General features: G+C 67.2%; 18 protein-coding genes. 9 read left to right on the top strand and 9 right to left on the bottom strand.

Going from position 1 to position 21,562, the window contains the following annotated elements; translation table 11 throughout:
• Positions 1-17 precede the first annotated feature (17 nt).
• Genes WEB06_16600 through WEB06_16590 form a run of 3 tightly spaced genes read left to right on the top strand, consistent with a single transcriptional unit; the run spans position 18 to position 2,113 of the window.
• Positions 18-1,016, top strand: a complete 999-nt coding sequence (locus tag WEB06_16600) for a TIGR03560 family F420-dependent LLM class oxidoreductase (GenBank protein ID MEX2557235.1) — start codon at positions 18-20, stop codon at positions 1,014-1,016.
• Positions 1,016-1,240, top strand: coding sequence for a hypothetical protein (locus tag WEB06_16595; protein ID MEX2557234.1), 225 nt, complete (start codon positions 1,016-1,018; stop codon positions 1,238-1,240). Before WEB06_16600 ends, WEB06_16595 begins: the two co-directional genes overlap by 1 nt.
• 39 nt (positions 1,241-1,279) lie before the next feature.
• A complete protein-coding gene (locus WEB06_16590) occupies positions 1,280-2,113 on the top strand; it encodes a hypothetical protein (protein MEX2557233.1) in 834 nt (277 codons plus the stop codon).
• An 8-nt stretch (positions 2,114-2,121) separates the two neighbouring features.
• Here WEB06_16590 and WEB06_16585 read toward each other — a convergent pair whose 3' ends face one another.
• Positions 2,122-2,532 (bottom strand): arsenate reductase ArsC, encoded by a 411-nt coding sequence (locus WEB06_16585; GenBank protein MEX2557232.1) that lies wholly within the window; start codon positions 2,530-2,532, stop codon positions 2,122-2,124.
• A 13-nt stretch (positions 2,533-2,545) separates the two neighbouring features.
• Positions 2,546-3,328, bottom strand: a complete 783-nt coding sequence (locus WEB06_16580; GenBank protein MEX2557231.1) for a hypothetical protein — start codon at positions 3,326-3,328, stop codon at positions 2,546-2,548.
• A gap of 55 nt (positions 3,329-3,383) precedes the next feature.
• Here WEB06_16580 and WEB06_16575 point away from each other — a divergent pair, with 55 nt between their 5' ends.
• Entirely contained in the window at positions 3,384-5,516 is a 2,133-nt protein-coding gene (locus WEB06_16575) for a glycogen debranching N-terminal domain-containing protein (protein ID MEX2557230.1), read from the top strand.
• A gap of 81 nt (positions 5,517-5,597) precedes the next feature.
• Here WEB06_16575 and WEB06_16570 read toward each other — a convergent pair whose 3' ends face one another.
• The 3 genes from WEB06_16570 to WEB06_16560 form a co-directional block, all read right to left on the bottom strand.
• Complete coding sequence (locus WEB06_16570; GenBank protein MEX2557229.1) at positions 5,598-6,377, bottom strand: nucleotidyl transferase AbiEii/AbiGii toxin family protein; 780 nt, start codon at positions 6,375-6,377, stop codon at positions 5,598-5,600.
• The gene (locus WEB06_16565; protein MEX2557228.1) at positions 6,374-7,192 is read right to left on the bottom strand and encodes a type IV toxin-antitoxin system AbiEi family antitoxin; all 819 of its coding nucleotides are present in this window, start codon (positions 7,190-7,192) and stop codon (positions 6,374-6,376) included. Before WEB06_16565 ends, WEB06_16570 begins: the two co-directional genes overlap by 4 nt.
• Positions 7,193-7,333: 141 nt before the next feature.
• On the bottom strand, positions 7,334-7,777 hold the full coding sequence (locus tag WEB06_16560; protein ID MEX2557227.1) for an NUDIX hydrolase: 444 nt from the start codon (positions 7,775-7,777) through the stop codon (positions 7,334-7,336).
• Positions 7,778-7,815: 38 nt separating this feature from the next.
• Between WEB06_16560 and WEB06_16555 the strand changes: the two genes are divergently transcribed.
• Positions 7,816-8,484, top strand: a complete 669-nt coding sequence (locus WEB06_16555; GenBank protein ID MEX2557226.1) for an HAD family hydrolase — start codon at positions 7,816-7,818, stop codon at positions 8,482-8,484.
• A 4-nt stretch (positions 8,485-8,488) separates the two neighbouring features.
• On the opposite strand, the gene WEB06_16550 is transcribed toward WEB06_16555, so the two are convergent.
• Together WEB06_16550 and WEB06_16545 are read right to left on the bottom strand one after the other, a co-directional pair.
• On the bottom strand, positions 8,489-8,836 hold the full coding sequence (locus WEB06_16550) for a cyclic nucleotide-binding domain-containing protein (GenBank protein MEX2557225.1): 348 nt from the start codon (positions 8,834-8,836) through the stop codon (positions 8,489-8,491).
• 904 nt (positions 8,837-9,740) lie between these two features.
• Complete coding sequence (locus tag WEB06_16545; GenBank protein MEX2557224.1) at positions 9,741-14,048, bottom strand: AAA family ATPase; 4,308 nt, start codon at positions 14,046-14,048, stop codon at positions 9,741-9,743.
• Between the two features lie 94 nt (positions 14,049-14,142).
• Between WEB06_16545 and WEB06_16540 the strand changes: the two genes are divergently transcribed.
• The gene (locus WEB06_16540; GenBank protein ID MEX2557223.1) at positions 14,143-15,015 is read left to right on the top strand and encodes an MOSC domain-containing protein; all 873 of its coding nucleotides are present in this window, start codon (positions 14,143-14,145) and stop codon (positions 15,013-15,015) included.
• A gap of 3 nt (positions 15,016-15,018) precedes the next feature.
• Here WEB06_16540 and WEB06_16535 read toward each other — a convergent pair whose 3' ends face one another.
• Together WEB06_16535 and WEB06_16530 are read right to left on the bottom strand one after the other, a co-directional pair.
• On the bottom strand, positions 15,019-16,368 hold the full coding sequence (locus WEB06_16535) for a TldD/PmbA family protein (protein ID MEX2557222.1): 1,350 nt from the start codon (positions 16,366-16,368) through the stop codon (positions 15,019-15,021).
• Complete coding sequence (locus tag WEB06_16530) at positions 16,365-17,828, bottom strand: TldD/PmbA family protein (protein ID MEX2557221.1); 1,464 nt, start codon at positions 17,826-17,828, stop codon at positions 16,365-16,367. The genes WEB06_16535 and WEB06_16530 overlap by 4 nt, the downstream gene beginning before the upstream one ends.
• Positions 17,829-17,953: 125 nt before the next feature.
• Between WEB06_16530 and WEB06_16525 the strand changes: the two genes are divergently transcribed.
• From WEB06_16525 to WEB06_16515, 3 genes are read left to right on the top strand one after another with little or no spacing between them, the layout of a single operon-like run.
• Positions 17,954-19,111 carry an acyl-CoA dehydrogenase family protein gene (locus WEB06_16525; GenBank protein MEX2557220.1) on the top strand — a complete coding sequence of 386 codons (1,158 nt, stop codon included), beginning with the start codon at positions 17,954-17,956 and terminating at the stop codon, positions 19,109-19,111.
• The gene (locus WEB06_16520) at positions 19,111-19,953 is read left to right on the top strand and encodes a PHP domain-containing protein (GenBank protein ID MEX2557219.1); all 843 of its coding nucleotides are present in this window, start codon (positions 19,111-19,113) and stop codon (positions 19,951-19,953) included. The genes WEB06_16525 and WEB06_16520 overlap by 1 nt, the downstream gene beginning before the upstream one ends.
• Positions 19,954-21,561: an aldehyde dehydrogenase family protein gene (locus tag WEB06_16515; protein ID MEX2557218.1), complete on the top strand. Its 1,608-nt coding sequence runs from the start codon at positions 19,954-19,956 to the stop codon at positions 21,559-21,561.
• Position 21,562: the final 1 nt, after the last annotated feature.

Genomic DNA, 21,562 nt, shown 5'->3' with positions numbered 1-21,562 from the left:
CGGTAGGCTTTGAAGCGATGAAGGTAGGCATCGCACTCCCGCACTACGACTTCTCGTATCCGGACGGCCGCGTCGCCGACCTCGAAGCCACGATCTCATTCGCGCAGCGGGCCGAGGAGCTCGGGTACGACTCGGTGTGGATGTCCGATCACTTCTTCCTCGACCTGTCACGGTACGGCGGTCCTTCGAGGCGCTATGCCTCGCTCGAAGCGATGACGACGCTGGCGGCGCTCGCCGTGGAGACCCAGCGGGTGCGGCTCGGCACGCTCGTGCTGTGTGAGGCGTTCCGCCATCCGCCGCTGCTCGCGAAGATGGCGGCGACGCTCGACATCGTTTCCGGCGGCCGTTTGGATCTCGGCGTCGGCGCGGGGTGGTACGAGGACGAGTATCGCGCGTTCGGATACGACTTCGCCCCGGTGGCCGAGCGGATGGAGCGCCTCCGCGAGACGGTCGTGATCCTCGCCGGCATGCTGTCGCAGGAGCGATTCTCGTTCGAGGGACGCTACTACCGTGTCGAAGACGCGCCGAACGATCCGCCGCCGGTGCAGCGGCCGCGCCCGCCCGTCTGGGTCGGCGGCAAAGGCGGCCCGAAGCTCATGCGGATCGTGGCGGAAGCGGCCGACGGGTGGAACACGGTATGGCGCTGGACGCCGGATGCGTACGCGGAGCGCATCGTCGAGCTCGAGCGCGCTTGCGCTCGCGCCGGGCGCGATCCCGCAACCGTCCGCCGCTCGCTCGGCCTCTATACGGTCGTGGGAGCAGACCACGACGACCTCGCGAAGCGTTGGACCCGTACCGCCGACCGCGCGCCGATCGACGCCTCCGGGCTCGCGATGGAAGATTTCGCACGCGACACGCTCGTCGGAACGACCGAGGATTGCATCGCCCGGATCAAGGAGTTCGAGGCGCTCGGTGTAGAGCACCTCGTCTGCTCGTTCGGGCTCGTACCGTTCTCGGTGTCGGACGAGGAGCAGGTGGAGCTCTTCGCGCGCGAGGTTCTGCCGGCGGTGCGTTGATGGACCCCGGCGGCGCCGCGCGGCGAGTTCTGGAGGAGGCCGGCGAAGAGACGCTCCACTGGACGGTGGTGTGGGACCGGGCGCTCAAAGCCGGGTTCGTGAATCCGATGACGCAACCCGAGGCGCGCGACGAGCTCGTCCGCTGGCTCGCTCGAGCGGCGCGCGCCGGCGAGATCGAGAAGACCTCAACGGGGACCTACCGGATGCGCAAGGATGACGCATAGAGCGGGGCTGCGGCTCGAGCACGTTGATAGGATGCGGCCGTGCCCCGGGTTCCTCGCCGGATCCGCGCGCTCGCGCTGAGCGTGGTCCTCGGCTTGGCCGGCGTGGCGTGTGAGATCAACGTCGAACTCGTAACAAAGGTCGAACGAGACGGCAGCGGGCTTTTCTCGCTTCGTTTCGTGATCGACAAGGAGCTCGTCGATCTCGCTCGCAACGCCGGGGAGGATCCGTTCGCCGCCCTGGCGTGCCCCGCGGAGCTCACCACGGTCGGATGGACGTGCGGCCGGTCCGCCGAAGGCGGCGGCCTCACGATCAGCCTGGAACGCTCGTTCAAGAGCCCGGAAGAGTTCAACGGGGCCATGGCCGAGCTCGAGCGCATCGCCGCGGAGCAAGAGGGCCCGACGGCCCAATTCTTCACGTTGAAGATCGACCGCGAGTCGGGATTCTTGAAAACGAGATCGGTCGTCGAGGGATCGATCGATCTCACCTCGACCGGCGTCCTCGGAAATGCTCCGGAGGAGAGCCGCGCGGCGCTTGAGGCGATCGTCACCCAAGCGGCCGGGGAGTTCTTCAAGTTTCGGCTCCGCGGAGAGCTGCCGGGGGAGGTCTCGACGACGTCCGGCGATCCCGATCAGATCGACGGCGGAACCGTCACATGGACGCCGCAGCTCGGAAAGAGCCTGGCGTTCCGCGCGGAGAGCACGGCATACAACACGAGGTCGCTCGGGATCGTCGGCGCCCCGGTCGTCGCGCTGCTCCTCCTTCTCGGCTGGACGTTGATCCGTCGCAGCCGCCGCCCCGGCCCGCCGGGCGTAAGCGAGCCGCCCGTGGAACCGAGGGCGTTCCCCGATCGGGCGCCGATGCCGCCCGCCTGAGGGGGCGGCTACCCGACCGATCCGATCCCCATCTCGCGCAGGAGCGTGCGGACCTTGCGTGCGATCTCGTCGCGGATCGCCCGCACCTTCGGCATCGGAGCGCCGGCGGGATCGTCGATCCCCCAGTCCTCCTCCGCGAGCACGGCCGGACAGGCGGGATCGTCCATGCAGCCCATCGTGATGATGCGGTCCGCGGCGTCGATCATCTCCTCGGTCAGCAGTTTCGGCTTCTGCTCGGCGATGTCGTAGCCGGCGTCTCGCATCGTCGCGACTACCGCGATGTTGAGCGCCGCGACCGGCTCGAGCCCGGCGCTGATCGCGGTCGCGGCTCCGCCCGCGTACGCGTTGAAGAGCGTCTCCGCGATCTGGCTTCGGCCGGCGTTGTGGATACAGACGAACAGGACGACCGGAGGCTCCATCGGAGCGGGGGCGCTACTCCTCGCCCTGCGGAACGATCACCGGGGTGAGCATCACGATCTCGCAGTCCTTCTTCCAGCGGTCGACGGCCTTCTCACCATCGCGCAGGTTCAGGCGGCGGCCGACGAGGACGTCGCGCGCGATGCGCTCCCAATCCGCCTCCTTGGGCAGCGTCTGCGAGACGCACAGGACTTCCCCGATGCGCGACTGCACATCCTTGGACCGGACGATCAAGCGCATGTGCTTCGACGACCCCGCGAGCCCAGGGATCTCCTGCTCCCCCTTCCCGGTGAGGACGTACACGCGGCCCTGGTCGTAGCCGTACCAGATCGGCTTGGTTATCTCGGTGCCGTCTTCCTGGGGCACGACGAGCCACGCGATCGTGGACTTGGAGAGCGCGGCGTCCACCGGGCCGGGCACGACCGCACCGTACGGCGGGTCCGATTGGATCACCTCGAACGGCGTCTCGAGGAGGAGATCGTCGTAGACGTAATACTGGAGCGTGTACGTGCCGGGGCCGGGGAAGGAGGCGTCGGTGAACTCGTCGACGACGTTCTGGATGATCGACTCGCCGTCGAGTTCGTACTTGCGCTCGATGAACGCGATCGGGTCGACGTCGGAGCCCGGGATCTCGACGGCGTCCATGTACATCCCCCCGGGTCCGGATAGCTTCCGGGACACCACGAACGGGAACGCGGCGTTGCCTGCCGGCCCCAGGTAGACGACGTCTCCGGCGTCGGGATCGGTCACCGCGAGAACTGCATCGGTGACGCGGAAGTCGTGGATCGTGACGCCCACAGGGTCTCCTTCGTCGGTCGCGGCGCGATTATACGGCCCGATACACTCCCGCGGCATGGCGGTCCGTGCGAAGAAGAAAGCCCCGGCCAGGCCGCTCGACATCCGGGACGTGCAGACGATCAAGCACGACCGCGTTTTCCTGCTGTGCGACCGCCACGGCGACATCCCCGACAAGAACATGGCGGCGCTCGGGCTCTACTTCCGGGACACGCGCTTCCTGTCCCGTTACGAGCTCGAGATCGACGGGATGCGCCCCATCTACCTGCACTCCGAGGTCGACCGGAACTACTCGATGCTGGTCGAGGCGACGCTGCCGGTGACGTCGGTGGATCCCACGGGGGTCGAGACCAAGAAGAACGTCTCGGTCTCACGCCATCGCTGGCTCGAGCACGGCTTCCACGAGACCATCCGCATCCAGAACTTCGGGTCCAACCGGCGACGCGTGCGCATCTCACTCACGTTCGGCGCCGACTTCCTCGACCTGTTCGTCGTGCGCGGTTTCCGGCGCAAGGAGTCCGGCAAGATGTTGGATCCCGAGATCTCTGAGGACGGCGTGACGTTCGGCTACGACGGGCTCGACGGCATCCATCGGGAGCTCGAGATCAGATTCGAGCCGCATCCCAAACGCATCAGCTCCCGCGGCGCCACGTTCGAGCTGCGAGTGGACCCACAGTCCTCGAGCTCGATCGAGGTGAGCATCCTGCCTCGGGCCGGCGGCGAGGAGCCGCTCCACCGCACGCACGCCGAGCTCGAGCGCGACTACTCGGACTGGCGCAAGCACTGCACCCGCTTCCGCGCCTCCAACCCGCAGCTCCAGCAGTACATGGACCGCGCGGTGCTGGATCTGCGGATGATGCAGACGGACCTGGAAGGCAAACCCGCGATCGACGCCGGCGTTCCGTGGTTCTCGACGCTGTTCGGCCGCGACTCGCTCATCACCGCCTATCAGGCGCTCGGCGTGAATCCTGATCTGGCGAAGGGGACGCTGGAGACGCTCGCCGAGTACCAAGGCTCGAAGGTGGACGAGTGGCGTGAGGAGGAGCCCGGAAAGATCCTGCACGAGCTCCGCGTCGGCGAGCTCGCCGGTACCGGGGAGATCCCGCACACGCCCTACTACGGCACGATCGATGCGACGCCGCTGTGGCTCCTCATCTACGGGCGCGTCTGGATGTGGACCGCCGACCGCGCGTTTGCCGAGAAGCTGTGGCCGAACGCGCTGCGGGCGCTCGATTGGATCGACCGCTACGGCGACATGGACGGCGACGGGTACGTGGAGTATCGGAAGAAGTCGGGCGGCGGTCTCGACAACCAAGGATGGAAGGACTCGCACGACGGGATCGTCCACGCCGACGGATCGATCCCCGTGTCGCCGATCGCCCTCGTCGAGGTGCAGGGCTACGTCTTCGACGCCTGGGTGCAGGTGGCGCGCGTCGCTTCGGCCCTCGGCCACACCGACGTGGCGAAGGATCTCGAGCGCAAGGCGGCCGAGCTGAAGCGACGGTTCAACGAGGACTTCTGGATGCCCGACGAGGGCTACTACGCCGTCGCGCTCGACGGCAACAAGGAGCAGGTCAAGTCGATCACCTCGAACCCGGGGCATTGCCTCTGGTCGCGGATCATCGACCGGGCGCGCGCCACGCGCGTCGTCCGCCGGCTGCTGGCGCCGGACATGTCGAGCGGGTGGGGGATCCGCACCCTGTCCCGGCGCAGCCCGGCCTACGACCCGATCGGATACCACACGGGAACCGTCTGGCCGCACGACAACTCGCTGATCGCGCACGGGATGAAATTGATGGGCTTCGACGACGCGGCCAACAAGGTGATCGACCAGCTGGCGCTGTCCGGCGCCTTCTTCCCCGCCGGCCGCTTCCCGGAGCTGTTCTGCGGCTTCGCTCGCGAGGATGTGCCGGTGCCGGTCGAGTACCCGGTCGCGTGCCGTCCCCAGGCGTGGGCGACCGGCGCATCGCTCCTCATGGTCCGTTCGTACGGGGGCATATCGGCGGACGCGCCCAGCGGAACGCTCTACATCGCCCGGCCGACGCTCCCGCACTGGCTCCAGCGGCAGGATCTGATCGGCATGCGCGTCGGGGATGCACGTGTCGACCTCGCCTTCAACTCGCACGAGGGCGTCACCGGCTGCCAGGTCTTGCGCAAGGACGGCGAGCTCGACGTTTTGATCCGTTACTAACTTGCAAGGGGCCCAAGAATGGTTTGCATCTCATGGTGATACAGGTGCCGGATAGGAGCCCCTGGGGGTTAGGGAGGGGGTTCAGTCATCAGCTCCACGACCGGAGGAGCCGTGCCATGCTTCGTAGTACCGGAGGACCGAGGCGTAGACATCATCGAAGGGCGGAAGGTTCACCAATTGGTGCGAAAGCCTTGTTACCCACAGTGGCTCGAGCCGACGGGCGTTCCTTAGTTGCCGGATCATTGGAGCGAATCCGTATTTGGCCCGGTGGCCACGAGCGAGCTCCTCGAAGGCCACGTCAAAGCGCTGAAGGCCGGCCCACACATCGAATAGGTCGCGCGGTTCGTTCCGGTCGCTGTCGTCCAGCATGAACCACTTATTCCCCAAGATCTCGGCGAGTTGAACGACGCCTATCCTGGGCGACGGATTGGGGGAGTCTGAATACGGAAGGTCGAGTTCGAGATGTTCGACGGGAAGGTAGGGTCGATCGCCCAGGTTAATGTCGATCAGTATCTCGATGCGATCAGATCGAACAAGTGACCGTGACCAGTGTCCCTTCGGGGGTCCGAAGTCGAGTCGAAGGTCCAAGCCCGACTGTAGAGTGGCGGCATCCACCGCTTGGTCCAGAATCGCCGCCAGCTTCGGCGCGATCCTCGATGTAGTGATGAAGTCGAGATCCTCGGACAACCGAAAGTCGGGCCAGAAGACGCGAGCGAGTGCGGTACCTCCGCGGAAGACAAGCCCGTCGCCGACTTGGGCAATCGCCGCCAAAACGCAGTTCAAGACATAATCCTTCTGTATGTAGGAAGGATCTACGCCGAGTCTTCTTGCTCGCGTTGTGATTTCGTGTTCGTCGATCATGTTCGAGCCGCCGCGAACAGTCGCTGCAAGTTCGTATTGACGATGAGCTCCCACCTGCTGTTGCGCTCGTCGCCGTCTGCCGGAACGGTCTTGTCTAACGGGACGAAGCGTTTGAGGCGGCCAGTGGTGCGTTCGAGCTCGAGTAGCAACTCCGGGTCTCCGCCCGCCATCTCAAGTAAGAACCCCAATCGCTTGGTAAGAACAGGTTTGTCAAGTCGATGGACGAACCGCAAGAGTCGATCATGGTCCAGATCCCGCTTACGTTTCGCGAAGCCTCGAAAGACCTCTTCGATCCCTCCGCAGAGGTCGGGACGGTCCACGCAGTCGAGAAAGGTACGTTCTAGTTGAGCGACTCGAACGACGTGACCACCAGCCGTACGCCTTTCCTCGTGGCCAAAGAGCTTGCGTGGGATCAATTTGACGAACCTCACCTCGACCGTGCCTAGCATTAGGTTCCTGTGAGGTCTTTCAACGGCAACAAAGACGGTTCTTAGGGGATGTTGGATCATGCCGTGGAAGTCCATAGCGGTGTAGTACGCGAGGTAGTGGGGCTCTCCTCGAACCGCATTCGCGGCAGCCCAAAAGCGGTCGACACCCGCACCGGGTCCGGCTTGCCAATCCGCGGGGTGAAGGATCACGTAGAGGCCTGGCTTGACCCGTCGGACGAGACGTCTTCGGGCGAGCTGATGCCCAAGCTGATACGCCTGCGTATTTGTGAGGTCGAAGTTTGTCCGCAGGTCGGCAAGGGTGAACATCTCAATGCCTCGAGCGGCAAGGCGACCTACCATTTCGTTGTAGCCAGGCCTCTTCTTCATGCGACTTATTATAACGCGTTTATCGTAAATCCACAAGACCTGCGTAAAGAAGTCGCATATGGCGTGCTCTTGACTGGCATCTTCTTCAAATCGCAAAGAATTATATCTAAAAGGCGCCCGACCAGATGAGGAGAGGAATCTCTAGGCGCCGCGATCCACCCGCAACCGCCGGCCCTCGATGACGCCCCGGTCCGACAGGAACTCGAGCAACCCGGCGGTCAGATGCAGGTCCGCCAGCTCCCCGACGGGCACCCACCGCGCATCCGCCGCGTCGTCACCGGCTTTGACGACCGTGGAACGCGCCGTGCACACGTAGTCGAGGATCACGTAGTGGTACTCGATCGCGCCCTCGTCGTCGCGGACGATCCGCTCGGCCACACCGATGAGCCCGTCGACGTCGACGTCGACGCCGGTTTCCTCGCGGACCTCACGTACGAGGGCCTCACGCAAGGTTTCGCCGAGCTCGACACGTCCGCCCGGGAGCGACCACTGGCCCCGCGCCGGTTCCCGGTTGCGCTTGATGAGCAGGAGCGCGCCCTTGTCGACGACGATGGCCCCGACGGCGCAGAACGGACCGGTTGTCACGGCGCGAGCGTATCACCGCCCGTACCATGGTCATCCGAATGACGATCGACTGGGTCTTCCTCGACGTGGGCGGGATCATCTTCAGCGACGACTCCTACTTCACCGGCCTGTTCGAGGCGATCGCCCGGGTGGAACCGGCGACGACGCGCGCCGCGTACGACGAGCAGCTCCGGACGTTACGCACAGCTCAGGCCGAGCCGTTCACGCCGGCCTTGCTCGACGCGTTCGTTCCCGACCCTGCCCGGCATGCCGCGATCCGCGCCGACGCCGACGCGAGCTGGGCCGACCGCGGTCACCACGCGGACGAGCTCTACCCGGAGGCCCTCGAGGCATTGCGCGTGCTCGCCGGCCGTTATCGGATCGGGTGCATCACCAACCACTTCTCGTGGGTTCGCGGCCGGGCCGAAGAGGCCGGCTTCGCGGACCTGGTCGGCGCGTGGGCGATCTCGGCCGAGGTCGGCGCGGAGAAGCCCGACGCCGCCCTTTTCCGGAGCTTGCTGCGCGACGCGGGGACGAGCGCCGATCGGGTCGCGATGGTGGGGGACCGGCTCGACCGCGACATCGCGCCGGCGAAGGCGCTCGGGATGCGAACGGTCTGGGTTCTTCGCAACGAGGCTCCCGACGACCCGACCGCCGAGCAGCTCGCGGTCCCGGACGCCGCCGTGCGTGCGCTGGACGAGGTCCCGGCGGTCCTCGAACGCTTCTGAGCGCCTAGTCGCGCACTTTGCGCTCGGCGAGGATCGCTTCGATCCTCGTGCGCACCGTCGGGATGTCGCGCAGGAGCGCCGCCAGATCCGCCGCTTCGAGCTCGAACATGCGCATCGGCGTGTCGGCGGTGACCGTTGCGGTTCGGGGTCCCCGCTCGAGGATGGCGATCTCCCCGAAGTACGACCCCGGGCCGAGCGACGCCAGCCGGACGCCGGCTCTGGTCACCGTCGCGGAGCCGGTGGCGATCAGATAGAAGGTGTCTCCCGGCTCGCCCTCGGCCGTCAGGACTTCGCCGGCAAGCGCGTCCACCGGGCGCCAGCGCGGCCACGCGGGAGAGGTCTGCCTGGCCACAGCCCTCCAAGAGCGGGGGGAAGCGGAGCCAGTCGAGCGCGCTCTCGGTGCGCGGCGGCATGCGCGGGTTCCCTTCGGTGGTGTGGACCTCGGCCTCGGGCCGGCGCCCCCACGCGGACACCATCGGCACCGGGAACTGAGCCACGGCCGGATCGCCGATCAGTTGCAGCTCGCCGTCGAGATCTTTCGCGGACACTCCGCCGGCGATGAGCGGTTCGCGCAGCCGGTGCATGATCGACGCCGGCTCCATCGTCGCGCGTGAGCCGCCCCAGATCAGGCCGCTCCACATCTCGGCACCGATGTCGATGAACCCATGCGCCATGAGCTGCCCGGGGATCTGTCCGCCGTAGTGCGGGTCGTAGCCCAGCTGTTCCATATGGGACAAGAAGCCGCGGATAACCTTGGCGCCCCGGCGAGGGTGCTTGGCCGGGTAGCGGAACGGCGCGCCCGACTTGGAGACGGTACCCCAGTCCAAGTCCTCCACCAGGAGCCAGCCGCCGGGCCGCAGCGCTCCGACGATCTGCTTGAGCGCCTGGTCCGGATCCGCGATGAGCGAGAAGACCTGTCGGGCGTGAACGAGGTCGAACGCCTCCACGGGAAGCTCGTCCGAGGCGATGTCGTGCTTCCGAACCTCGAGATTGGGTTCCGACAGTGCGTCGAGGAAACGCGTGTTGACGTCGGTGGCCAGCACGTTGCCCCGGGAGCCGACCCGCTCGCTCATCCAAGCGGCGATGGAGCCACCCCCGCCGCCGACCTCGAGACAACGCCAGCCTTCGGTGATCCCGATGTCCTCGAGGTGACGGATCGTCTGCGGGTCGTAGAGCGCCTCAAGGCCGGCCAGCCGCTCGCGGAAGAGCTGCCAGGAATCGTCGAAGACGTAGACGCCCATGTCGTTCCTACTATCTCACGCCGACCATGCGACACGGAAAAGATCGTGGCGTCCGGAGAGGCCCTTGAGCTCGGTGTCGCGGGTCTCGTCCGTCGTCACTTTGCCGGCGCGCTCGCGCGCAGCCGACGAGACGAGGATCTCTCCACCACGCGCTTCTGCGGCGATCCGCGCGGCGACGATGACGGTCTTGCCGTAGAAGTCTTCGCCTTCTCTGATCGCTTGCCCGGTATGGACGCCGACTCGTACGCGGATCGGCTCGTCTGGGTGAGAGGCATTGTGCACGGCGAACGCTCGCTGGATGTCGACCGCGCATGCGATGGCGTCCGACGGCGTGGGGAACGCAAGCATGAACCCGTCACCGAGCGCTTTGACCTCGGTACCGCGGTGCACGGCAAGCCGTTCGCGCACGATCTCGTTGTGACGGCGCACAACGGCGATCCATCGCTCATCGCCCAACCGCTCGGCCATCTGCGTCGAGCCCTCGATGTCGGAGAAGACGATCGCCACGGTGCCGTCGGGCGAGGCGTGCTGCTGCAGGTCGGGCCGTTCCATGCCTACGATCGACGCCACGGCGTCGATCGATGTTTCGACGGTAGACGGATCGATGCCCTGGGCGGCCATCTTGTCGACGAGCACCCGCTCGATGAACACAGCGCCGGCGCCGCCTCTCCGGTAGAGGTCGAGTGCCTGGGACAGCTTCTCGATCGCGGCGCCGTGATCGCCGAGGTCTCGTAGGGCACCGCCCCACGAATGGAACGTCGCCGCCTGCTCGAAGACCTGGTCTACCCGCTCGAGGATCTCGACGGAACGCAGGAAGTGTCCAGCCGCGTCCTCGTATCGGCCCCGGGCGGCAGCAAGCTTGCCTTCGACACGAGCGACGATCCCTTCCTTTCCGCCATGGCTGTCGCGCGCGAACAGCTCCCTGCATCGGTTGATGTGCCGTTCGGCTTCATCCGGACGCCCCGCGTCCACCTCGACCTCGGCCAGGATCATTCGGTTGCTGACCTCGGGCCACACCCAGTCGCGGTCGATTGCCAGCTCGAGATCGGGGGTGAGCAGATCTCTGGCGGCATCGTAATCGCCGCGGTACCGTGCGATGAGCCCCCGGAATCCGCGCGCGCCTGTAGGCGTGATGTTCTCCCTGCGCGTCATCCCCATGTCGACGGACCGCCGCAGCACGGCGTCGGCGGCCTCCCAGTCGCCTTCGTACATGAGCAACCATGGCTCCACGAACGTCCAATCGAGATACACGTCGGTGGCAGCGCGCGCTTCCGCGAGCCGTCCGCGCATGATCAGCGATCCGGCCACCATCTGCTCAAGAGCTTGGCGCTGGTTCGGTGCCTGCTCGATCCGCGGCTTGGCGAGCTCGCGTTCCGCGGCCCCGGCCATGCGAACGGGATCCCAACATCCGATCCCGTACACGCCGGCGAGGCACCAGCTCGCTAGGAACGACGCGAAGAAATGATCGAGACGGTCCGCCTTCTGCCATGCGTCCTCGATCATCCGGGCGCCTTCGGTGAGTTCACCGAGAACGGCGCGGAACCACCCGACCACCGTCTCGGCCATGGACTCCATGACCTCGTTGCCCAGCGCGGTCCCGACCTCCAGCGCGCGCGACGCCATGTCGAACCCTCGGCGCGGCTGGCCGTCCCACAATGCCGCGGACGCGTACCCCATGTAGAGATACCCGAGCGCCTGCGTCGGGATCGTCTCGTCCAGCGCGGTACGGGCGGCGTTGAGATGCTCGTGTGCGAGGGGAACGTCCATGGTCTCCGGGAAGGTCGCACGCAGGAACCCGAGCCGGATGTGTATTCGTGCGGTGCGGTCGCCATCGCCGAGCTGCTGATACAACTCGAGCGCGCGCTCGAGATAGCGAACGCCGAGGCTCAGATCGAGCCCGACCGCGTACATCACCGTCCCAAGCCGCTCGAGCAGACGAGCCCGCACTTCCGGCGTGGCGCCCTGCTCTTCCATGAGCTCGAGCGCGGCCTGCATGTGGGTCGCAGTCTCCTCCCACCCGAAGATCGTCGCAGCCGCCGCTGCGGCGCGGAGCGAGTACTCGATCGCTTTCTGCGCGTCGGCCGCCGCGCCGGCGAGCCGGTAGTGCACGGCGAGCGGCGAGACGTACGGGTCGACGTTGCGGGCGTGGACCTCCTCCATCGCTTGTGCCGCCTTGAGATGCAACCGTTGCTTGCGCGGGAGCGAAAGTTCGTCGTAAAGCGTCTGGCGCACCAACGCGTGTGTGAACATGTACGCCGGTCCCGAGCGTCCCGGCGCGTCGACGATCAGCTGATGCTCGAGCGCTTCCTCGACCGCTCCGAGCAGCGCGTCGTCGTCGAGCCCGCTCATGAGGCCGACGACCGAGAAATCGAACTCGCGCCCGAGGACGGCGCCGTGCGATAGCGCGACGTTACAGGCCTCGGACAGCCGAGACAGCCGCCGTCCGATGACCTCCTTGATCCCTTCCGGGATGCCGAGATCCTCGATTCGGTCCGCGCCGATCGCCCATTGATCGCCGCGCCGGTAGATGCCGCCGGTCTCGACCAGGTGACGGATGATCTCCTCGATGAAGAACGGGTTGCCCTCGGACTCTCGATGGATCGCTTGTGCCAGGGGGGCACCACGCGGGCCGAGATCATGCTGGGCGCCGGCCTCGAGCATCGCCGCCACCTCCTCGACAGACAGCCCTCGCAGAAGGACACGTTCGAACGAGTGCTCTCGACGGAGCGAAGCGAGCATCTCCGATAATGGATGTCGCCGGTCGAGCTCGATGTCGCGATAGGTCCCGAGGATGATAAGCCTGCTTGCCGGGACCTTGCGGGCGAGGTGCTGAAGGAGAAGCAGCGACGGCTTGTCCGCCCAGTGCAAGTCGTCCAGAAGGAGCACCAGCGGCGTCGTTCTCGACGCAGCTACGAGGAAAGACGTCACGCTTTCGAACAACCGGAACCGCTCCTGCTCGGGTTCGACCTGCGGCGCCTCGGGCAAGTCGGGGATGCGCTGACGGATCTCGGACACGAGCTTGGCGACGTCGGCTGCGCCGTCTCCAAGTTCTTCGCGAAGCGCTTCGGGTGTTACCTCGGAGATGTACGAGCGGATCGCCTGCACGAACGGGATGAACGGAAGCGATGCCTCGCTCTCGTAGCACCGGCCGATCAGCACTTGGGCGCCGCGCAAACGGGCGTACACGCCGGCTTCCTCAGCGAGGCGTGTCTTCCCGATCCCAGGCTCGCCGACGATCATCAGCATCGACCCCCGCCCGCCCATCGAGCCCTCAACCGCGTCACGCAGCGATGCGAGCTCGCGCTCGCGCCCGACGAACCGGAGCCAGGCCGGGGTCGCGGTTCCGGACGTGGCGCGTGCGGTCTGGGGGAGGGCGGCGGCGGGCTCGTTCGTGGTGAGGCTCTGAGCCGATACGGCTTCGAGCCGTTCGCGTACCACCGTCGCCGACTTCGGCCGGTCCTCCGGAGGCTTGGCCAGCAGATCCAGCACGAGCTGCTCGAGGCCGGGAGGCAACTGCGACCGGTGCCAGGTGGGCGCGACCGGCGGGGTGTTGATGTGTTGTGAGATGACCGCGATGGCGTCGTCGCCGAGGAAGGGCGGGCGCCCGCACAGCATCTCGTACAGCACGCAGCCGAGCGCGTACAGGTCGGCGCGCACGTCGGGGTCGCGGCCGGTCGCCTGCTCGGGCGGCATGTAGGCGACCGTGCCGACCATCATGCCTTCACTACTCAGTCGCGACCGGTCGAGCGCGACGGCGAGCCCGAAATCGCCGAGCATCGCCGTGCCGGATTCGGTGAGCCATACGTTGCCGGGTTTGAGATCGCGGTGGACCACGCTGCTGGCGTGCGCGTGTTCCAGTGCGCGGGCGACCTCGGTGCCGATCCGGATCGCCTCCTCGATCGGAAGGCGCCGTGCTTCGGTGCGATCGATCAGCTCCGCGAGCGATCCGCCCCCCATGTACTGACTGACGATGAGCGGCCGGCCGTTCTCGTCGGAGATGTCGTGGACGGTGACGATGTGCGGGTGGTCACCGAGGCGAGCCATCGCCTTGGCTTCGCGCCGAACCCGTTGAAGGCCGATCTCGTCGAGGCCCTCGGTCTTGACGAGCGCGACGGCGACCTCGCGATCGAGCCGCAGGTCGCACGCCAGGTAGACGCGCTTTCGGGCGCCTTCGCCCAGGAACCGCACGACCTCATATCGGCCTTCCGCGAACGCCTCGGGTTTGGGCGGGGTTTCGGCCGGAACCGCATCGAGCTCGGCGCCGCACGCGTCGCAGAAGCGCGCGCCGTCGCGGTTCGGCTGTTTACAGGAAGGGCAGTCCATGCTCATCCCTCCCCGGCTCGGTTGTCCGGTTTCTACCACACTCGCCCAGCGGCCGGCTGTGGCGATGTTCACTCGACCGTCCTACAGTCCCGGCATGGACCCGATCGGTTCGGTCGCCCGGCTTCGCCGGTACCCGGTGAAGTCGATGCTCGGCGAAGACGTCGAAAGCTCACACGTCACCGAGCGGGGGTTGCTCGGCGATAGAGCGCTCGCGATCGTCGACCGTGAGACGGGAAAGCTCGCGAGCGCCAAACGGCCAAAGATGTGGGGATCGCTCCTGAGCTTCAGTGCATCGTTCGCCGGCCCGCCGTCGGCGGCCGGATCGCTCCCTCCGGTCCAGATCACCTTCCCCGACGGCTCGGTGCGTTCGAGCGATGACCCATCGATCGAGGACGCGCTCACGGCGACGCTCGGCCGTCCCGTTCGGCTCGCGGCATCTCACGACGAGATGCAGTACATCGAAGAGGTCTGGTACGGCGAGCTGAAGAACGGCGCCGAGCCGTACGGCCCCGTGATCGGCGAAGAAGACGGGGAACAGCTCATCGACGTTCCCGCCTCGCTCGCCGCGCTCGAGGGCTTCTTTGACGCGGCCGCCATCCACTTCATCACGTCGGCGTCGCTGCGGAGCCTCGCCGATGCTGCGCCGGCCAGCCGGTTCGAGCCCGAACGGTTCAGGCCGAATCTGGTGATCGACGTGCCCGGCGCCGAGGGCTTCATCGAGAACGACTGGGCGGACCGCGTCGTCGAGATCGGGAACGTCCGGGTCAAGGTCCTCATGCCGGTCCCGCGTTGCGTGATGACGACGCTGCCGCAGGGCGACCTGCCGGAGGACCGCGAAGTGCTTCGGACCGTCGCCCGCACGAATCGCACACAAGCGCTCGGCAAGGACTATCCGTGCGCGGGCGTCTACGCGACCGTAGCGCAGGACGGAGAGATCCGGGTGGGGGATCCGGTCCGGCTGAGCTGACGTTCAGTGACTCGTCGTCGACGAGAACTTGAAGTCGCGGATCTTCAGCGCGGGCGCGCGTGAACCGCCGAAGAAGAGCTCGGTCGAGATCTCGGTCTTATCGCCCACCGCCTCGACGTTCGACAGCGCCTCGAGGGTGTTCTGCGTGTAGCGCAGATTCTTCACGCCGTGCTCGATGCGACCGTCCGAGATCAGGAACGTGGCGTCGCGGGTCATCCCCGTCAGAACCGTCTCCTTCTCGTTGACCACGTTCGAGTAGTGGAACCTGGTCACGAGCAGGCCGCGCTCGGTTGAGGCGACCATCTCCTCGACCGTGCTCGTCCCCGGTTCCATCCGGAGATTGAGCGGGATGGGTCCATACGAGTTCGGCGGCGGCAGCCCGTGTCCGGTCGAAGAGACCCCGCCCTTCTTCGCCGTGGCACGGTCCCAGACCACACCCTTCGCCATGCCGTGGTCGATGAGGACCACGCGCTGCGCCGGCACGCCTTCGAAATCGAACGCCAAGCCGAGCGAGTCCTCGGCGATCGGATCGTCCACGATCGTGATCAGCTCGGCGGCCAGGGCGTCCCCGATCCGCCCGCTCATGAAGGAGCGCTCCTCGAGGAACGCCTTCGCGCCGAGGCCCAGGTATCCGAGGAACTGCATCAGGGTCGACACCGCGGCCGGTTCCAGGATCACGGTGTACGCGCCGGGCTCTATGGGCTTCGGGTCGCGGCTGCGTTCGGCCTTGTCGACCGCGCGCGTCGCGAGCGATGTCGGGTCGAGATCGGAGAGACGCCGCTCGAGCCGTTCGGCGTACCCGCTCGAATCGTCGGTCATCGCCAGCACCGAGATGCCGGCGCGCGTGGTCCGGCCGAAAGCCCGTACCCCCGTCGTCGACGTGATCAGCACTTCGTCGGCGACGGTCTCGACGTAGCCGGCGCCCTCCATCGTGCCGGGGACCTCCGACAGCGCGTGGCGGACCGCTTCGGCTCGGTCGGCCGGCGTCGCGGTCGCCGTCGCTTCGTCGAAGCCCTTCTTCTCCGGGAACGAGGCTGCCGGCGCCAGCCCGGGGAAGTCTGGGTCTCCCGGGGTGACCCGGGCGATCGCCACGGCATCTTCCGCCGCTCGCCGAACCGCCCCGGGTTCGAGCGAGTGCGTGGATGCCACGCCCATCTTCGTCCCGTCGACCACAGCGACCACGCGGAACTCCATATCTTCGCGCCAGGTGTTCTGATGGATCCGCGACGATGCGAAGCGGGTCAGCCCGCCGATCGAGTGGATCGCGATGACCTCGACCCCGTCGGCTCCAACGGTGAGCGCGGCGTCCGCTGCCTCGGCGAGCCGCTCACGTCCGAGCTCTCCAGGGATCACCCGCGAACCCCGACGTTCACTTTGCGGAAGCGTGCCGGCGCGGTGCCGTGTGCGACGCGCGCCGTTTGGCCGGGCTGCCCCTTGCCGCAGTTTGGCGTTCCCCACACTGCCCACTCGTCCCGCCCCGCCACCGCGTCGCATGAGGACCAGAAGTCCACCGTCTTGCCCGCGTAGTTCGGGTTCCGGAACATCCGTCGCCGCTTCCCCTTGCGGATCTCCCACGCGATCTCACACCCGAATTGGAAGTTCACGCGCTTGTCGTCGATCGACCACGATTGGTTCGTCGACATGAATACGCCGTCGTCCGTTTCGCCGATCATCTTTTCCAGCGAGGAGTCGCCGGGCTCGAGATTGATGTTCGTCATGCGGATCAGCGGGATCACGTCCCAGCCGGACGCACGCATCGTCCCGTTCGAGCGCGCCTCGCCGATCTCCGGCGCGGTTTCGCGCGAGGACAGGAACTGCCGGAACACGCCCTCGGTGATCACCTCGGAGCGCTGCGCCTCGACGCCCTCGTCGTCGAACCCGAAGGAGCCGAGTGCTCCCGGTGTGGTTGCATCGGCCGTGATGTCGATCACCTGCGAGCCGTACCGGAGGTTCCCCCGGTCCGGCGGCGCGAGGAACGAGGTGCCGGCGTACGCGGCTTCCATGCCGAGCACCCGATCGAGCTCGATCGGATGACCGATGGACTCGTGCACCTGCAACGCGAGCTGCGGACCGTCGAGGATGAGCGTCGTCTCCATCGACGGCAGCTCCGGCGCCTTCAGCAGCGCGACGGCTTCCTCGGCGATGCGCTGTGCGTTGCCGGTCAGGTCCATCGCGCGGATGTGCTCGTAGCCCATGCACGCGAAGTGCCCTCGGAAGGAGTTGGGATACGAGCGCTGCTGAACCTCGCGCTCGCCCCCCCCCCCCCCACGGATCCCGGCTCCCGACTGGGTCAGCGTCTGATCGATGCGTGTGCCTTCGCTCGTCGCCAGGAAGGAGGATCGGCGCCATAGGTCGATGGACGCCTCCGCGATCCCGAGGCCGGGAACCATCTTCATGCGGCCAGCCGCGTCGAGCAGCAACGCGATCTTGTCCTCGAGTGGGACCGCGAACGGATCCTCCTCGATCGCGGTCGTCCACGACGCCCTCTGGGGGGGCTCGTCCGCGAGGCGGACCGCCGGCCCCTTGACCGCCTGCGACGATCGGGCGATCTCGACGGCCAGGGCGGCCGCCCGGTCGATCGACGAGGGATCGAGGCGAGCGCTGCCGGCGAATCCCCAGGCGCCGTCGACCAGCACGCGAATGCCGATCCCGGCGGTAGTGCCGCGGTCGACGCCTTGGACACGGTCGTCCCGAACGTCGATGGCTTCCCACTCTTCGTTCAGGAAGCGCGCGTCTGCGTAGCCCGCCCCGGCGGATGCGGCGGCATCGAGAGCGCGCTCGACCAGCTCCTTGATCCCTGACTCAGCCCCCATGCGGCGGTGGAGCCTACCGTCCGCCGTGGCCCGGGCCAAGACCCCGCGCTGCGCAGCGATGCGACGGCGAAGAGCGAAGCGGCTGATGGTACGCTCGGTGGGCCCGCGAGCCCGGAGGCGAGAACGTGGACTTCGACCTCACGCCCGAGCAAGAGCTCATCCGCAAGACCGCGCGCGACTTCGCCGAACGCGAGATCGCGCCGGTGGCGCGCGACTACGACCGGTCGGAGGAGTTCCCTTGGCCCGTCCTCGAGAAGATGAAGCCGCTGGGCTTCCTGGGCGCCTCGATCCCGGAAGAGTACGGGGGGATGGGACTCGACTCGATCGCGTACTGCCTGGTCATCGAGGAGATCGCGCGCGCCGACTCATCGATCCGCGGGATCCTCAGTGTGAACTGCTCGCTGGTCGGGACCGCGATCGCGAAGTGGGGAACCGAGGACCAGAAGAAGGTGTGGCTCCCGAAGCTTTCCGCCGGCGACGCGATCGGGTGCTTCGCGCTGACCGAGCCGGGCGCCGGCTCCGATCCGGGCTCGGCGCAGATGACGGCCGTGCGGGACGGCGACGACTACGTGCTGAACGGGACAAAGATGTTCATCACCAACGGCACGGTTGCCGGCCTTGCGCTCACGTTCGCCAACGCAGACCCGTCGAAAGGGGCGAAGGGAGTTACCGCGTTCTTGGTGCCGGTCCCCACGCCTGGCCTGAAGGCGATCGAGATCAAAGGCAAGCTCGGCCTGCGAGCCGCCTCGACCGCGGAGATGGTCTATGCCGATGTTCGCGTGCCGGCGACGGCGGTGCTCGGGGAAGTCGGAAGCGGGATGAAGGTGGCGTTGGGCGCCCTCGATCAAGGGCGCGTGAGCCTCGCGGCAGGCTGCGTTGGGATCGCGCAGGCGTGCCTGGACGCGTCGGTTGAGTACGCGAAGCAGCGGGAGCAGTTCGGCAAGCCGATCGCCGGCTTCCAGCTGATCCAGGAGATGCTCGCCGACATGCTCGTCGAAGTCGAGGCGGCGCGGCTCCTCGTGTGGCGCGCGGCCGCGCTCAAGGACAAGGGCTCGCGGAACACCATCGAGGCGGCCATCGCAAAGTACGTCGCCAGCGAGGCCGCGGTGAAATGCGCGAACCTGGCCATCCAGGTGCATGGGGGCTACGGCTACATCGACGAATTCCCGGTCGGGAGATACCTGCGCGACGCCCGCGTGACCACGCTCTACGAAGGGACCAGCCAAGTGCAGAAGCTGCTGCTCGGACGACACCTCACCGGCGTCAACGCATTCACCTCTTGATGCGCATCGACCTTCACGTCCATTCGAACAACTCCGACGGCGCCTTCCCGCCGGCGGAGGTGGCGAGGATCGCGCGCGAGGCGGGGCTCGACGCGATCGCGCTGACCGACCACGATTCGATGGCCGGCCTCGGCGCCGCGCGCGAGGCCGGTGAGGCCCTTGGGCTCACCGTGTACGACGGCTGCGAGATCTCGGCCGTCTGGCAGGGCGGCTCGGTGCACGTGTTGGGCTACTTCATGGATCCGAAGCACCCGCGACTCATGGAGGAGCTATCGGCGATCCTCGACGATCGAGAATGGCGCGCCAAAGGCATGATCGAGAAGCTGAACGCGCTCGGCGTGCCGGTGACGTTCGAGCAGGTGCGCGCGAACGCCAAGGGCGAGGCCATCGTGCGGCCGCACGTGGCGCAAGCGATGGTCGATCTCGGGGTCATCAAGAGCACGGTCGACGCGTTCACGACGGACTGGATCCTCGAAGGCGGCCGCGCGTACGTCGAGAAGAAGGCGCTCACCCCCGAGGCGGCCGTCGAGCTGATCGGAGAGGCCGGCGGCGTCGCCGTTCTCGCTCATCCCGTCTGGCACCCGAAGAAGCCCGAGGAGCAAGAGCGGTTCCTCGACATGCTGATCCCGCTCGGGCTCGCCGGGATCGAGGTCGATCACCCCGACCACGATCCGCCGACCCGGGAGCGCTTCCGCGCGCTCGCGCTGAAGACGGGTTTGCTCGGCACCGGCTCCAGCGACTACCACGGCAACGATCACGGCGGGAAGATCGGTGAGAACACCACCGACCCCGAAGTCTTCGAGCGCCTTGCCGAGATCGCCCACTCGAGAACGGGTACGTAGATGCCGCGTGCGAAGGCGAAGCCGGCGGCCCTCGAGCCGATCATCTCGCTGAACCCGGCGACGCTCGAAGAGATCGGCCGCGTCATGCCCACGCCGCCGTCCGATCTCGACGCGATCGTCGCCGAGGCGCACCGCGCCCAGCGCCGGTGGGCGTCCCTGACGCCGAAGGAGCGCGGGTTCGCGATCAAGCGAGCGTCGGATTACGTCCGCTACAACCACGCGCAGATCGCCGAGCTGATCGCCCGCGAGAACGGAAAGCCGCTGACGGAGGCCTACCTCATGGAGGTCCTCCCTGTGGTCGACACCTTCGCGTACGTCGCACGTCATGCCGCCAAGATCCTGGAGCCCGAGCGCGTCCACGACCCGCAGCTCTTCTACAAGACCAAGAAGCACTATCTCGAGCGGCCGCCGATCGGTGTCGTGGGGATCATCTCGCCCTGGAACTACCCGTTCACCATCCCGGCAGGCGAGGTGGCGATCGCGCTGGCGGCAGGCAACGCCGTGATCCTCAAGCCGGCGCCGATCACGCCCATGGTGGGGGAGTGGATCAAGAAGGCGTTCGACGCCGCCGGCCTGCCGGCCGGGCTGCTCACCGTTGCGCACGGCGATGCCGAGATCGGGCAGGCGATGTGCCAGCACCCCGGCATCGGCAAGATCTTCTTCACCGGCTCGGTGGAGGTCGGCCGCAAGGTCGCTTCGGTGTGCGGGCCGATGCTCAAGCCGTACGTCCTGGAGCTCGGCGGCAAGGACGCGGCGATCGTCTGCGCCGACGCGGACCTCGACCGCGCGGCCCGGGGAGTGCTCTGGGGCGGCGCGGCCAACGCGGGCCAGACGTGCTCCGGCATCGAGCGCGTGTACGTCTCGGATCGGATCTGGGATCCGTTCCTCGACCGCATCACCGCGCTGGCGGAACAGCTCACGCCCGGCGACCCGCTCGATCCCGCGACGCAGGTCGGGCCGTTCGCCGCCCCGGAGCAGTACGACATCGTGCACGGGCAGGTCGAGGACGCCCTCGTGCGCGGCGCGAAGCGACACACCGGCGGCCCGGCCGACCCCGGGATGCCGGGCAAGTGGTACGCGCCCGCGGTCGTGACGCAGGTCGATCACACCATGCCGCTGATGCGCGACGAGACCTTCGGGCCCGTGATCCCGATGATGCCGTTCGCCGACGAGAACGAGGCGGTGACGCTCGCCAACGACTCCGAGTACGGGCTCGGCGCGTCGGTCTGGTCGCGCGATCGGGCGCGCGCGGTCTCACTCGCCCGCCGCCTCGAAGCCGGAAGCATCTGGGTCAACGATCACATGTACTCGCACGCGGCCGCACAGCTGCCGTGGGGAGGCGTGAAGAAGTCGGGCGTGGGCGTCACACACTCGAAGCACGGCTTCTACGAGACCACGCAGATGCGCATGATCTCCGTCGACGCCGGACGCTTCACCGCGCCGTGGTGGCATCCCTACGACGAGCGTTTGCGAGCCGGCTTCACTGGGATATTGGAAACGCTGTACGCTCCCGGCATCGCCGGGCGGCTCGGTGCGGCGGTGCGCCACCGCAAGGATTGGCGGGGCTTGATCGACCGGGTCAGGGAGATGGGACGGGGAGCGTTGTGAG

Source organism: Actinomycetota bacterium, from assembly GCA_040905475.1.
Classification (GTDB): domain Bacteria; phylum Actinomycetota; class AC-67; order AC-67; family AC-67; genus DATFGK01.
This window is presented reverse-complemented; position numbering and strand designations above follow the sequence as displayed.